At 72.4% G+C, this 12,036-nt stretch carries 10 protein-coding genes; 2 read left to right on the top strand and 8 right to left on the bottom strand.

Going from position 1 to position 12,036, the window contains the following annotated elements; genetic code table 11:
• Window positions 1-41 precede the first annotated feature (41 nt).
• From ACFWEJ_RS03810 to ACFWEJ_RS03790, 5 genes are all read right to left on the bottom strand, one after another.
• Window positions 42-1,415, bottom strand: a complete 1,374-nt coding sequence (locus tag ACFWEJ_RS03810; RefSeq protein WP_377227875.1) for a polysaccharide pyruvyl transferase family protein — start codon at window positions 1,413-1,415, stop codon at window positions 42-44.
• 81 nt (window positions 1,416-1,496) lie between these two features.
• The gene (locus ACFWEJ_RS03805) at window positions 1,497-2,396 is read right to left on the bottom strand and encodes a hypothetical protein (RefSeq protein WP_377227874.1); all 900 of its coding nucleotides are present in this window, start codon (window positions 2,394-2,396) and stop codon (window positions 1,497-1,499) included.
• Window positions 2,397-2,500: 104 nt separating this feature from the next.
• The gene (locus tag ACFWEJ_RS03800; RefSeq protein ID WP_377227873.1) at window positions 2,501-3,838 is read right to left on the bottom strand and encodes a polysaccharide pyruvyl transferase family protein; all 1,338 of its coding nucleotides are present in this window, start codon (window positions 3,836-3,838) and stop codon (window positions 2,501-2,503) included.
• Between the two features lie 110 nt (window positions 3,839-3,948).
• The gene (locus ACFWEJ_RS03795; RefSeq protein ID WP_377227872.1) at window positions 3,949-4,884 is read right to left on the bottom strand and encodes a hypothetical protein; all 936 of its coding nucleotides are present in this window, start codon (window positions 4,882-4,884) and stop codon (window positions 3,949-3,951) included.
• Between the two features lie 83 nt (window positions 4,885-4,967).
• Entirely contained in the window at window positions 4,968-6,944 is a 1,977-nt protein-coding gene (locus ACFWEJ_RS03790) for an N-acetylmuramoyl-L-alanine amidase (protein WP_377227871.1), read from the bottom strand.
• Between the two features lie 144 nt (window positions 6,945-7,088).
• Between ACFWEJ_RS03790 and ACFWEJ_RS03785 the strand changes: the two genes are divergently transcribed.
• On the top strand, window positions 7,089-8,465 hold the full coding sequence (locus tag ACFWEJ_RS03785; RefSeq protein ID WP_377227870.1) for a SpoIID/LytB domain-containing protein: 1,377 nt from the start codon (window positions 7,089-7,091) through the stop codon (window positions 8,463-8,465).
• Between the two features lie 73 nt (window positions 8,466-8,538).
• On the opposite strand, the gene ACFWEJ_RS03780 is transcribed toward ACFWEJ_RS03785, so the two are convergent.
• Window positions 8,539-8,739 carry a Trm112 family protein gene (locus ACFWEJ_RS03780; protein ID WP_377227869.1) on the bottom strand — a complete coding sequence of 67 codons (201 nt, stop codon included), beginning with the start codon at window positions 8,737-8,739 and terminating at the stop codon, window positions 8,539-8,541.
• Window positions 8,736-10,229, bottom strand: a complete 1,494-nt coding sequence (locus tag ACFWEJ_RS03775; RefSeq protein ID WP_377227868.1) for a phosphomannomutase/phosphoglucomutase — start codon at window positions 10,227-10,229, stop codon at window positions 8,736-8,738. The genes ACFWEJ_RS03780 and ACFWEJ_RS03775 overlap by 4 nt, the downstream gene beginning before the upstream one ends.
• Window positions 10,230-10,351: 122 nt before the next feature.
• Here ACFWEJ_RS03775 and manA point away from each other — a divergent pair, with 122 nt between their 5' ends.
• The gene (gene manA, locus ACFWEJ_RS03770; RefSeq protein WP_377227867.1) at window positions 10,352-11,602 is read left to right on the top strand and encodes a mannose-6-phosphate isomerase, class I; all 1,251 of its coding nucleotides are present in this window, start codon (window positions 10,352-10,354) and stop codon (window positions 11,600-11,602) included.
• Between the two features lie 63 nt (window positions 11,603-11,665).
• On the opposite strand, the gene ACFWEJ_RS03765 is transcribed toward manA, so the two are convergent.
• On the bottom strand, window positions 11,666-12,028 hold the full coding sequence (locus tag ACFWEJ_RS03765; protein ID WP_026366101.1) for a DUF3499 domain-containing protein: 363 nt from the start codon (window positions 12,026-12,028) through the stop codon (window positions 11,666-11,668).
• Window positions 12,029-12,036 lie beyond the last annotated feature (8 nt).

Below are 12,036 nucleotides of genomic sequence, written 5' to 3'. Positions count from 1 at the left end.
GGATGGTTCCCGCCCACGGGCTTCGTGCTACCGGGTTCGTGCTACCGGCTGAGCGCGCGCCGGGCCCTGCGGCGTCCGGCCCGCACGATCCGGCGGAAGGTGGCCAGCGACCCGTTCTTGCCCGGGACCGCCTGCACGGCCGCGCGGGTGCGCTGCCCGGCGACCGCGCCGGCCGCCTGCCCCCGCGCCGCGGCCTGCGCGTCGTGGGCCTCCTCGGCCAGCCGGCGCCGCTCGAAGTCGGCGTCGTAGCAGGCCTGCGCGAGGCTGAGCTCCCGCTCGCGGTAGGGCACGAGGTCGGCGTCGACCTGCTCCCCGGTGAGGCGCTCGTAGATGACCGAGAGGTTGTGCCGGGTCGTGTCGACGAACCGCTGCTGGGTGGCCGCGAGCTCCGCGCGCAGCACCGCGCGCTTCTGGTCGGCCGCGTCGATCCGCGCGAACGCGTCGGTCGCGAAGTCGCTCCGCCACGGGTCGACCAGGAACTCGGGATGGCCGATCTCGTGGGCGAAGTACTTGATCTTGTTGTTGGTGCCCAGCGAGAGCGGGATGTTGTTCAGGCCGAACGGGATCATCTGCGAGTGACCGCGCGCCCCGAGCACCAGCGGCAGGTGCGCGTAGGTGCGGACGCCCTCGAACAGCACGCGGGTGCTCCCGAACAGCCGGTGCCCCACCAGCCCGAGCTCGGCGCCGTACTCCTGGAAGAACTTCATGTCCGTGCGCTTGTGGCCCAGGAACTCGACGGCCCACCCGTCCTCCTGGAGCGCCAGGACGAGGTCGCGCAGCCGCGGGAAGATCGCTTCGGGCTCCAGACCCGAGCTCACGTGCGCCGCCTCGAGGCCCACCTGGATGCCGATCCGCCGCGCGTCCTCGTCAGGAGGCTCGCTCGCGATGCGCGGCAGCAGCACGCGCGCGATCGTCGTCGGGCACGGCTGCAGGGTGAGCTGCGGGGCGTCCTCCGGCGCCTCCAGCCAGTCGCGCATGTCCTCGACGGCGCCGGTCGAGCGCAGGCCGAAGAAGACGCTCTGCGCCATCGTCCGGTTGACGTGCCTGCGGAACACCTCGTTGTACCGCTCCGGGTCGAACGGGGCCGGGTTGCCCGCGCCGAACACGATGATCGGCTTCCTCAGCCGCGCCAGCAGCTCCGTGGTGATGTTCCACTGCCAGCCCGAGGCGGGTGTGGCGTTGGTGCGCCGCGGGAAGATGCCCCCGCCGCCGATGACCACGCCGTCGAAGTGCTCGTTGATGTCGTCCACGAACGCGGTGGTCGCCCGCTCGCGGAACGGGCTGCTGCTCGTGAGCTCGAACTGCTCACCGCCGCCCCAGGAGTTGAAGGTCTGGCGGACGAGCTCGAAGAGGAGCTGGTCGCCGTAGCTGTAGACGGTCTTGAGGTCGAGGTGCAGAAGGCGTAGACGTCGCATGGTCCCCTCACATCGCGCGGCTGCCCCCTTCTGGGGAATATAACCGCGGGCCGCCGGACCTGCGCGGGGACCGCGACGGCGTCACCCGGCGTCGGGCAGGTACGGCGACGTGCCGTCCGCGCCGATCCCCCGGTGCAGGGCCTCGTTCGACGGCGCGAGCGTGGCGAGCAGCCCCGCCCGCCGGTCCGGGGTCAGGAGCCGGGGTGCCGGGTGCGTGAGGTTGGAGAAGTGCGCGTCCAGGAAGCGGCGGAGCTCCTGCGTGTCCTGCTTCTCCAGCAGGCCGTTGCCGAGCAGCGCGATCTGCAGCGCCACGTCCGAGTAGCCCCGGTTGACGCTCGCGGTGTTGAACGAGAACTCCGGCGGCACGCCCGCGCCGGTCGCCGCGAAGAAGTCCCGCACGAAGCCGCGCGACCCCAGGGTCTTGATGGTCTCGAAGTACTTGACCCGCAGGTCCGCGCCGTCGGGCAGCGCCGCGCGCATCCGGTCGACGAGCACGTCCCAGCGCAGGTTCTCGTCGGCGACCGGCTCCATGAACTCCTCGAACGTGAGGGTGGAGCCCATGCGGACGGTCTGCAGGTAGGCGCTCTCCACGAACCGGTCCTGCCGGCGCACGTAGAACAGCACCGTGGTCCGCTCGGGGCGCAGCTCCTCGACGGCGATGCGCAGCACGTCGCCCGCGGCCCGGTAGACCGGCCCAGTGCGGAACGACTGCACCGTCGCGAACAGGTCCTCGTGCGACAGCACGAGGCTCTCGTGGTCGAGCTGGTCGCGCAGCCGCGCGAAGCCGAGGCCGACGTTCTCGATCCCGGCGCCGTTGCGGCGCCACCGCGCGTGCGCCCCGCCGGTGGCGGCCTCGTAGTCGTGCCGGACCAGGACCGCGTAGCCCTGCGCCGCGAGCTTCTCCCGGTTGGCGTTGAGGGCCTTCTGCACGAGCGTGGTGCCCGTCTTGGCGGCGCCCGCGTGGAGCACGAGGTGCTTCATCGCACCGAGAGTACGCGCGGGCCGGCCCGCAGGCGCGGATTTCCGGGCACGACAAAGCGCCGGGGCGGTCGGCGGACCACCCCGGCGCTCCGGCTCACGTCAGGTCAGCCGCCCATGAGGCGCTTGCGCAGCGGGCGCAGCCGCCGGCGCAGGCCGTCCGGCACGAGCTGCTTGCGGGGACCGCCCACGGCCTCGAGGTCCTTGCGGGCCTTGTTCAGCTCGCGCTTGAGCCGGCCGTTGTCCTGCTCCAGCTTGTCGAATCGCATGGACGAGTCGTACGCCCGGGCCGCGGTGCGGCGCTCCTGCGGCGTCAGCGCGCGGAACGACGGCCTGACCGTCTCGCCCGTCAGGCTCTTGTAGATCGACGAGAGGTTGTCCATCGACGTGTCGAAGAAGCCCTGGCGGACGCCCGCCAGCTCCTTGCGCAGCTCCGGCTGGCGCTCGTAGGACTCGTTGATGGTGCGGTACAGGGTGTCCTGGAAGCCGTCCGCGCGCGGGTCGATCGCCCAGTCCGCGTGGCCGATGTCGGTCGCGAAGTAGCGGATCTTGTGGTGCACGTACAGGGACAGCGGGATCGCGCCCATGCCGAACGGCACCATCTGCGCGTGGCCGCGCGTGCCCAGGATCATCGGCAGGCCGGCGAAGTACTCGATGCCCTGGTAGAGCACGTCGCGGTTGCCCCACAGCACGTGCTCGCTGTCCACGATGCCGCGCTCGGTGAGCCGGTCGTGGAAGCCCATGTCGGCGCGGGCGTGCGGCACGCTCTCGACGCGCCAGCCCTCGCCGGAGAGCTTGGCCAGCACGTCCACCTGGTCGGCGTAGATCTTGTCGGCGTCGAACCCGGCGCGCGCCTGGCGCTTGCCCACGATCGACTCGGCCGAGATGCGGCGCTCGTGCGGGATCTCGTCACGGAACAGGTCCGGGTACAGGAACGACGAGAGCGTCGTCGGGCACGGCTGGTACGTGACCCGGTCGCGGTTCGACTCCTTGATGTACGGCTTGATGGTCTCCACCGAGCCGTGGTTGCGCAGACCGAAGAACACCGACTTCTCGAGCGTCAGGTTGACGTGCTCGCGGAACGGGTCCTCGAAGTCCGGCTGGTCGATGAAGCGGTTGTTGCCCACCGCGAAGATGATGAGCGGCTTCTCGATGCGGCGCAGCAGGTCCAGCGAGATGTTCCACTGCCAGCCGGAGCGCTGGTTCGGGTTCGTGTCGCTGAGGAACAGGCCACCACCGCCGACGACGACGGCGTCGACGTTCTCGTTGATGAAGTCGACCAGGCGCGCGGTCACGGGGTCGCGCAGCTGCCGGCTCTGGACGATCTCGAAGGCGTCCCCGCCCGCGAAGCCCTCGAAGAGCTCGCGCACGGTCTCGAACAGCAGGGTGTCCCCGTAGTTGCCGTACGTCTTGATGTCGAAATGGAAAAGTCGAAGTCGCTTCATCGTGTCACGCGCCGGGTCTTGGAATGCACGGGAACCATCCTTGATCAGTGTGGTCAGATCTGCCAAGCCCGCCGCCCCCTGGGCGACGGAACGTCATGTCGCGGTCCGGGTCACTTCCCGCCGCGGAGGTACGGCGACTCGCCCTTGTTCACCGCGAGGTCCGCCGCGGCCTGCGAGATGCCGGGTGTCACCATCTCGTGCAGCGCCTTGTTGGACGGCGCGAGCTCGGTCAGCATCTGCTCGCGCTGCTCCGGCGTCAGGAGCAGCGGCGACGGGTGCGTCACGTTGGAGAAGTTGGCGTCGAGGAACAGGCGGAGCTTACGGCGGTCCTCCGCGTCGAGCTCGCCGTTGCCGACGAGCGCGAGCTTCAGTGCGGCGTCAGAGTACCCGCGGTTGACGGCCTCGGTGTTGAAGGAGAACGTCGGCGTCACGCCCGCACCGGTCTGCTGGTAGAACTCGCGCACGAACGGCCGCGAGTGCAGCTCCTTGATGCCCTCGAAGTAGTTGACCCGCACCTCGGCGTCCGCGGGGACGGCCCCCTTGATCGTCTCGACCAGGGCGTCCCACCGCAGGTTGTCCGCGGTCACGGGCTTCATGAACTCCTCGAACGACTGCGTCGAGCCCACGCGCACGGTCTGCAGGTAGGAGCTCTCGACGAACCGGTCCTGGCGGCGCACGTACAGCAGCACCGTGGTGCGCTCCGGCCGCAGCACCTCCTGGGCGATCCCCAGGACGTCGCCGGCGGGCGCGTACAGCGGGCCGGTCCGGAACGAGTGCACCGAGGCCAGGAGGTCCTCGTGCGAGATGATCAGGCTGTCCTGCGTCGCTGCGTTCCGCACCATCTCGAAGGCCCGGGTCACGTTGCGGAGGCTGCCGCCCTGCCGGCGCCACCGGGAGTGGTGACCCTCGGTGAGGTTCTCGTACTCGTTGCGGATGAGTACGTCGTAGCCACGCGCCGCGAAGGCCTCACGGCTCGCACGGAGGGCCTTCTGCACCAGCGTCGTACCGGTCTTGTGCGCGCCGACGTGCAGGACGAGGTGCTTCACGGGAACCAACCTTTCGGGGCGGATGAACGCCCACGAGGATACAGGCGGTCCCTACCCCCTCCGTGAAGTGCTTCGTGGGAGGCTCACCACCGCACGAACGCCACCCCGCTGACCCGCACCCGGGCGTCGTCGAGCGTGCGCAGCGTCACCCGCCCCGACATCGTCCGCGGGAGGCGGACGGTCAGGACCCGCTGCGCCGCGCTCGGCCGGTCGGTGTCGAGCACGCCCACGCGGGTGGACCCCACGTACACGGCCACCCGTCCGCGCCCGGGCGCCGTCGCGGTCATGACCCGCACCTGGGTCACGCGCTCGACGTCGGACACCACGAGCCGGCTGTCGGCGTGCACGGTGGACCAGGCCCGGTCCCGGAAGTAGGCGTTGTTGCGCACCAGGGCCCAGGTGCCCGTGGTGCGGGTCATCGAGGCGAACGACACGGGGCGGGTGGTCCGCACGAGGTGCGAGATCGGACCGAGCCGGCCGTTGCGGTCGACCGCCCGCACGGCGTACTGCACCGACAGCCCTTCGGCGGCGTACAGGTTGGCCGAGGTGCCCGACACCGTGACGATCCGCCGCCAGTAACGCTCGTTCGGCATGGGCGACCTGTGGCCGGCGTACCGCTCCAGCACCTGGTAGCGCACCGCCCCCGGCTCGGGCGCCCAGTGGAACCGCGTGCGGGCCGGCCACTGGACCGGGTACTGGTTCCCCTTCGCGGCCCGCGCCGTGATCGTGCCGGTCGTGAAGCGCACGGTGCCGTACCGGTCGAGCGCGGCCTTCTTCATCGCGTTCACCGCCCGGCGGATCGCCGGGAGCCGTTCGGCCAGGCGGGTCCCGGGGCACGCGGTGAAGTTCGTGGTGCGGTGGCCGAGGATGCGGGGTACCCGCACCACGTCGCCCGGGTCGCTGCGCGTGCCGGACCCCGAGCTGCCGCCGTTCGGCAGGCCCACGGTCCCGGTCACGGGCATGTGGTAGCGGTACGCCTTCCACGCGAGCACCCGTTCCAGGCTGCGCAGCAGGGACGACGTCGGGGACGCCGAGTCGAAGCTGCCCATCGCGGAGATGCCGATGGTGCCGGTGTTGAAGCCCCCGGCCTGCGCGCCGATCGGGTTGTCCGTCGCCGCCTCCCGGCGCCCCACGAAGACCGTCCCGTACCGGTCGACGAGGAACTGGTAGCCGATGTCCGGCCAGTCGCGGGACTGCGTGTGGTAGGCGTAGATGCCGCGGACGATCGCCGCCGACTGGCTCCGGCTGTAGGAGTTGGTGCCCGCCGTGTGGTGCACGTACATCGCGTCCAGCCGGCCCGACACCTCGGGCCACACCTCGCCCAGCGACTCGTCGGCGCCCCAGGCGCTGCGCGACACCAGCGCCGGCCGGATCTCGTCGCCGGTCGCCGCGTTCGCCGAGCCCGCCGGCTGCGCCGTCGCCCCCGCGTTCGCGTCGGCGGCCGTGGCGCCCGGGTCCACGACGTCGACCCGCAGGCCGGACGGCGTCCGCCCGCTCACCGTCCGCACGCGGGCCTGCACGGCGTCGGCGCCGGCGGAGAGGAACGGCTCGGTCCCGGCCCGGCCGCCGGGGACCCCCGCGCCGTCGGCGCCGACCTCCTCGACGCCGACCGACTGCCAGGCGCCCCAGGCGTCGTCCTCCCGGACGCGCAGGGCGACCTCGGTGACCTCCTCGTCCGTGCCGGCGTCCCAGGTGACGCCGGCGACGAGGAAGTCCAGGGTCTCGGTGCGCGGGCTCAGCGCCGCGAGCCGGCCGGTCGCAGCGGCGGCGCCGGCGTCGGTGTCAGCGTCGGCGTCGGACTGCGTGCCGCCCGCCCCGCCGTCGGCCCTGGCGTCCGCGGGGGCGTCCGCGTGGGCCTCGTCGTGCCCCTGCGCCGCGCGCAGGGCGCTCGGGTCGCGCCGCGCCGCGGGGTCGACGCCGCGCAGGCGGACCTCGTCGAGCTCCGGTGTCACCGCCGAGGCCTCCGGAAGGGGCAGCTCGATCGCCGGCAGCAGCACGCCACCGGCGGAGAGCACGAGTACCAGGGATGTCGTGGTCGTTCTCCGCACGAATGGCGTCATGGCCACGACCGTAGGCACCGTCGGGCGATACCGCACCCATGTCGGCATCAATCACCCGTTTCGGGTGACCCACGGGTGACTCCAGGTGACCCCAGGTGCCGAGCGTCCGGCGGTGATGCACAGTGCAGGCAGGGAGTGATCACCATGAGCACACGAGCCGGCGCCGAACGACCCGTCCCCTCCCCCGCCCCCCGCGGCGGGCGCGAACGCGAGCGGAGGCAGCGTCGCCCGCGCCGCTGGCGTCACCTCCTGCTCCCCCTCGTCCTCGCGGCGGCGTCGCTCGTCGCCGCCCCGGGCACCGCGAGCGCGGCGGTGCCCGACCGGTTCGTCATCGAGGGCTCAGGCTTCGGGCACGGTGTGGGGATGTCGCAGTACGGCGCCTACGAGATGTCCCGGCGCGGGCACTCCGCCGCCGGCATCCTCGCGCACTACTACCAGGGCACGGTGGCCAAGCGGGTCAACACCAAGACCCTGATCGACGTCCAGGTCTACGGGCCCGACCCGTACTCGTACGCGAGCTACGGCGACACGGGCGCGACGAAGGTCACGGTGCGCGGCGGCGGATGGCGGCTGCGCGCGGGCGAACGGACCGTGGCCTTCGGCCCGGCGGGCACGCTGAAGGTGTCGACGTCGAAGGGCGACGTGCTGGTGCGCACCCCGGACGGCAGGCTCCACCGGCACGACGAGCTCACGCTCCAGTGGGCCGGGACGCCGTCCTACCGGCCCGGCGCGAAGCCCGCGACGGCGAGCGTCAAGGGCGCGCACGGCTCCTACCGGTACGGGCGGCTGCTGCTCAGCGCCTCGCAGGGGGTGCCGAACGTCGTCAACCGGCTGCGGCTGAACACCGACTACCTGTACGGCGTGGCCGAGATGCCCTCCTCCTGGGGCTCGGCCGGCGGGCAGCAGGCGCTGCGCGCGCAGGCCGTCGTCGCCCGTTCCTACGCGGTGCTGGAGACGGGGCAGCGCAAGGGGGTCTGCCGCTGCCACGTCGTGGACGACATCCGGGACCAGCAGTTCTCCGGGTGGAAGAAGGCCTCGGGCGAGGGCAGCGGGTACTGGCGCAAGGCCGTCAGCTCCACCGCCCGCACGCTCAGCCGGGCGAGCGTGCTGACCTACGGCGGCCGGCCCGTGGCCGCCCACTACTACTCGTCGAGCGGCGGGAGCAGCCGGTACGGCTGGCGCAGCGCGCGGTCCGAGGACGTGTGGTCGTCGGCAGTGCCCTACGAGCGGTCCGAGACGGACCCGTACTCGAAGGCCGCCCCCGGCAACGGCATGGTGCGCTGGGAGCGGGCGCTCAGCCAGGCCAGGGCGCAGCAGCTCTTCGGCCTGGACCGGGTCCGGTCGATCAAGGTGACGGCCCGGTACTCGAGCGGTCAGGTCAAGCGGCTCGTGGCCACGTCGCCGAGCGGCGCCACGAGGAGCGTCTCGGGCAAGGCCGACCAGATCCGGTCCCGCGTGGGCGCGAAGACCTCGGCGGGCAACGTGCCGTCGTCCTGGTTCACGAGCATCCAGCCGGGCTGAGCCCATCCCTCGGAACGTGTCAGACGCTCAGGTCACCCGGGTGACCTGAGCGTCTGCCACGTACGGCGCGGGTTCAGAGCGGGCGCGCGTCCGACTCCAGCAGCACCGGGATGCCGTCGCGCACGGGGTAGGCCAGCGGCCGCTCGGGATCGGTCGAGTGCAGCTCGGGCTCGCCGCCGGGCCCGACGCCGTCCGTCAGGGTCGCCCCGGTCACGGGGCAGCGCAGGATCTCGCGCACCCACGGCTCCAGCGCCTCGGTCTTGGCAGTGCTCACGGTGTCTCTTCTCCCTCGGCCGGCGCAGCGGCCGGATCACGCACGAGCGACAGGACGTCGTCGCGCACCTTCTCCATGATGTCCTGGTCGGCGGCCTCGACGTTCAGCCGCAGCAGCGGCTCGGTGTTGGACGCGCGCAGGTTGAACCACCACTGCGGGTGCGACTCCCAGTGCGAGACCGTCACCCCGTCCAGGGTGTCCACCACGATCCCCGGGTAGGCCGCCCGGTAGGCGTCCAGCACCCGCTCGGTCGCCGCGGCGGCGTCCGGCACCGTCGAATTGATCTCGCCCGAGCCGACATACGGCTCGAACATCTCGGCCAGCTCCGACATCGTGTGGTCCTGCGTTCCGAGCGCGGCCAGCACGTGCAGCGCGGCCAGCATCCCGGTGTCCGCGAACCAGAAGTCGCGGAAGTAGTAGTGCGCGGAGTGCTCGCCGCCGAACACCGCGCCGTGCTCCGCCATCTGCGCCTTGATGAACGAGTGCCCCACGCGGGTGCGCACCGTCTCCGCGCCCGCCGCGGACAGCAGGTCCGGGACGGCGTGGGACGTGATCAGGTTGTGGATCACCGTCGGCGTGCGGCCGGCGGTCAGCTCCTTGGTCACCTCCGCGAGCCCCACCAGGGCGGTGATGGCGGACGGCGAGACGGCACCGCCCCGCTCGTCCACCACGAAGCAGCGGTCGGCGTCGCCGTCGAACGCGAGCCCCAGGTCCGCCTCGTTCGCCACGACGGCGGCCTGCAGGTCGATCAGGTTGGCCGGCTCCAGCGGGTTGGCCTCGTGGTTGGGGAACGTGCCGTCCAGCTCGAAGAACAGGGGCACGACCTCCAGCGGCAGCCCCGCGAGGCCCGCGGCGTCGCCCAGGACGGCGGGGACCGTCAGGCCGCCCATGCCGTTGCCGGCGTCGACGACGACCTTCAGCGGCCGCACTCCGGACAGGTCCACCAGCTCCCGCAGGAAGGCCGCGTAGTCGGCGAGCACGTCCTGCTCGGTGACCCGGCCGGGCTCGGCGACCGGCTCGGGGAGCCCGCCGTCCAGGTAGCCCTGTGCCAGCTCGCGGACCTGCGCCAGGCCCGTCTCCTGCCCCACCGGGCGCGCCCCCGAGCGGCACAGCTTGATCCCGTTGTAGCGCGCCGGGTTGTGGCTCGCGGTGAACATCGCGCCCGGCACGTCCAGCCGCCCCGACGCGAAGTAGAGCCCGTCGGTGGAGCACAGCCCGATCAGCGTGACGTCCACGCCCTGGTCGGTGACGCCCCGGGCGAACGCGTCCACCAGCTCCGGGCCGGAGTCGCGCATGTCGCGGCCGATCACCATGGCGGGGCGGCCCGCCGCGGCGTCGCCGGCGTCCTCGTCGCCGTCCGCGGCGTCCGCGAGGACGACGACGCGGGCGAACGCGGCCCCCAGGGCCTGCGCCACGTGCGGGGAGAGCTGGTCGGGAACGACACCGCGTACGTCGTACGCCTTGACGAGGGTGCTCAGGTCGATGGCCACGCCGCCAGCCTACGGAACGCGGACGGCCCACCGCGATCAGGGGTGCCCCCGATCTGCGGGTCGGGGTGCCCCGACCGCCTCCTGTCCAGGAACCGGATGTTTCGTACGGTTATCCTTGCGCCGTGCTTGCGATTGCCCAGTTCCACGCCCCGCTCCCGCTGACCAACACGATCCAGCGGTACGACTGGGGGTCCGTCGACGCGATCCCGCACCTGCTCCGCGCGGAACCGGACGGTGAGCCACAGGCGGAGATGTGGCTCGGCGCGCATACCAGCGCGCCGTCGGTCAGCGCGATCACGCGCGACGGCGAGGTGGACCACGTCGCCCTCGACCGCCTGGTCCGCGAGGCGCCCGTGCAGACGCTCGGCCACCGGGTCGCGGAGCAGTTCGGGCCGCGCCTGCCGTATCTGCTCAAGGTGCTGGCCGCCGGCAAGGCGCTGTCGCTCCAGGTGCACCCCTCGCCGCGGCAGGCCCGGGAGGGCTTCGCGCGGGAGAACAAGGCCGGGATGCCGCTGACCTCGCCGAAGCGGTCGTTCAAGGACGACCAGCACAAGCCCGAGATGATCGTCGCGCTCTCGCAGTTCGAGGGGCTGGCGGGCTTCCGCACGCCGCGCACCATCCTCGACGTGCTGGAGGGCCTGGCGGGCGAGATGGTCGCGAGCGTGCGGGCCGCCCTGCTGCACGACCGCAGCCACGACGGCATGCGCGAGGCCTTCAACCACCTGCTCTCCGCGCGCGCCGACGAGGCCTGCGCCGCCGACATCGAGGCGACCCTCGGGTCGGTCCGGGCCCGCCTGGCAGCCGGCTCCCCGTTCGAGCGCGCCGACCGCACCGTGATCGACCTCGCCGAGCAGCACCCCGGCGACCCGGGCGCCATCGCGTCCCTCATGCTCAACCGGTTCTCGCTGGAGCCGGGCGAGGCGGCGTTCACGCCCGCGGGCGTGGTGCACGCCTACCTGTCCGGCGTCGGCATCGAGATCATGGCCAGCTCCGACAACGTGCTCCGCGCGGGCCTGACCACCAAGCTCGTGGACGAGGAGAACCTCGTCGCGTGCACCGTGTTCGCCCCGCAGCAGCCGTCCGCCCCCGAGGTGACGACGGCGGGCAGCCGCGGGCAGGTGCACACCTACCGCGTGCCGGTCACGGAGTTCGCGCTGACCACCGCCGACGTCGACCCGGGCGAGCCCGTGGCGCTGCCCGCGACGGGGCCGCGCATCCTGCTCTGCCTCGACGGCGAGCTGGTGCTCACGGCGGACCGCTCCGAGGAGGGGCCGCAGCGCCTGGCCCAGGGCGAGTCGGTCTTCGTGCCGCACGACGCCGGCAACCTGGAGCTCACGGGCGCGGGCCACGCGGTCTGCGCCTGGGTCCCCTGATCCCTTCCGTGCCAGACGTACAGGTCATCCCGGTGACCTGTACGTCTGATCCGTGACGGAGGGTCAGGCGGAGTTGTCGTCGTCCGCGCGCAGGACGCGGAGGTGGCCGCGGCGCGCGGTCTCCGTCACGGTCGGCGGTTCCGCCGGACGACGACGGCGGCCGGCCTCGCGCACGGCGTCGGCCAGCGCGGACAGGTCGTCGGGGCTCGGCCCCGCGTCCTCGAACTCGGGCATGAGGCGCACCACCTCCCACCCGCGCGGCGCGGTCAGCCGTTCGGCGTGCTCCGCGCACAGGTCGTAGCTGTGGGGCTCGGCCAGGTGCGCCAGCGGACCCAAGACCGCGGTCGAGTCCGCGTACACGTACGTGAGCGTCGCCACGGCCGCATTGGTGCAGGCCGAGCGCGAACACTGTCTCACCGATCTCACGCGCCGAG

This window comes from Promicromonospora sp. NPDC060204 (genome assembly GCF_042728455.1).
Taxonomy (GTDB): Bacteria; Actinomycetota; Actinomycetes; order Actinomycetales; family Cellulomonadaceae; genus Promicromonospora.
Note: the sequence above shows the minus strand (reverse complement) of the source record. Positions and strands in the feature narration are given on the sequence as shown.

Bases quoted from the DNA above. Each gene is read 5' to 3' on its own strand.
- ACFWEJ_RS03810 (WP_377227875.1), bottom strand. From the start codon at position 1,415: ATGCGACGTCTACGCCTTCTGCACCTCGACCTCAAGACCGTCTACAGC.
- ACFWEJ_RS03785 (WP_377227870.1), top strand. From the start codon at position 7,089: ATGAGCACACGAGCCGGCGCCGAACGACCCGTCCCCTCCCCCGCCCCC.
- ACFWEJ_RS03800 (WP_377227873.1), bottom strand. From the start codon at position 3,838: ATGAAGCGACTTCGACTTTTCCATTTCGACATCAAGACGTACGGCAAC.
- ACFWEJ_RS03805 (WP_377227874.1), bottom strand. From the start codon at position 2,396: ATGAAGCACCTCGTGCTCCACGCGGGCGCCGCCAAGACGGGCACCACG.
- ACFWEJ_RS03790 (WP_377227871.1), bottom strand. From the start codon at position 6,944: ATGACGCCATTCGTGCGGAGAACGACCACGACATCCCTGGTACTCGTG.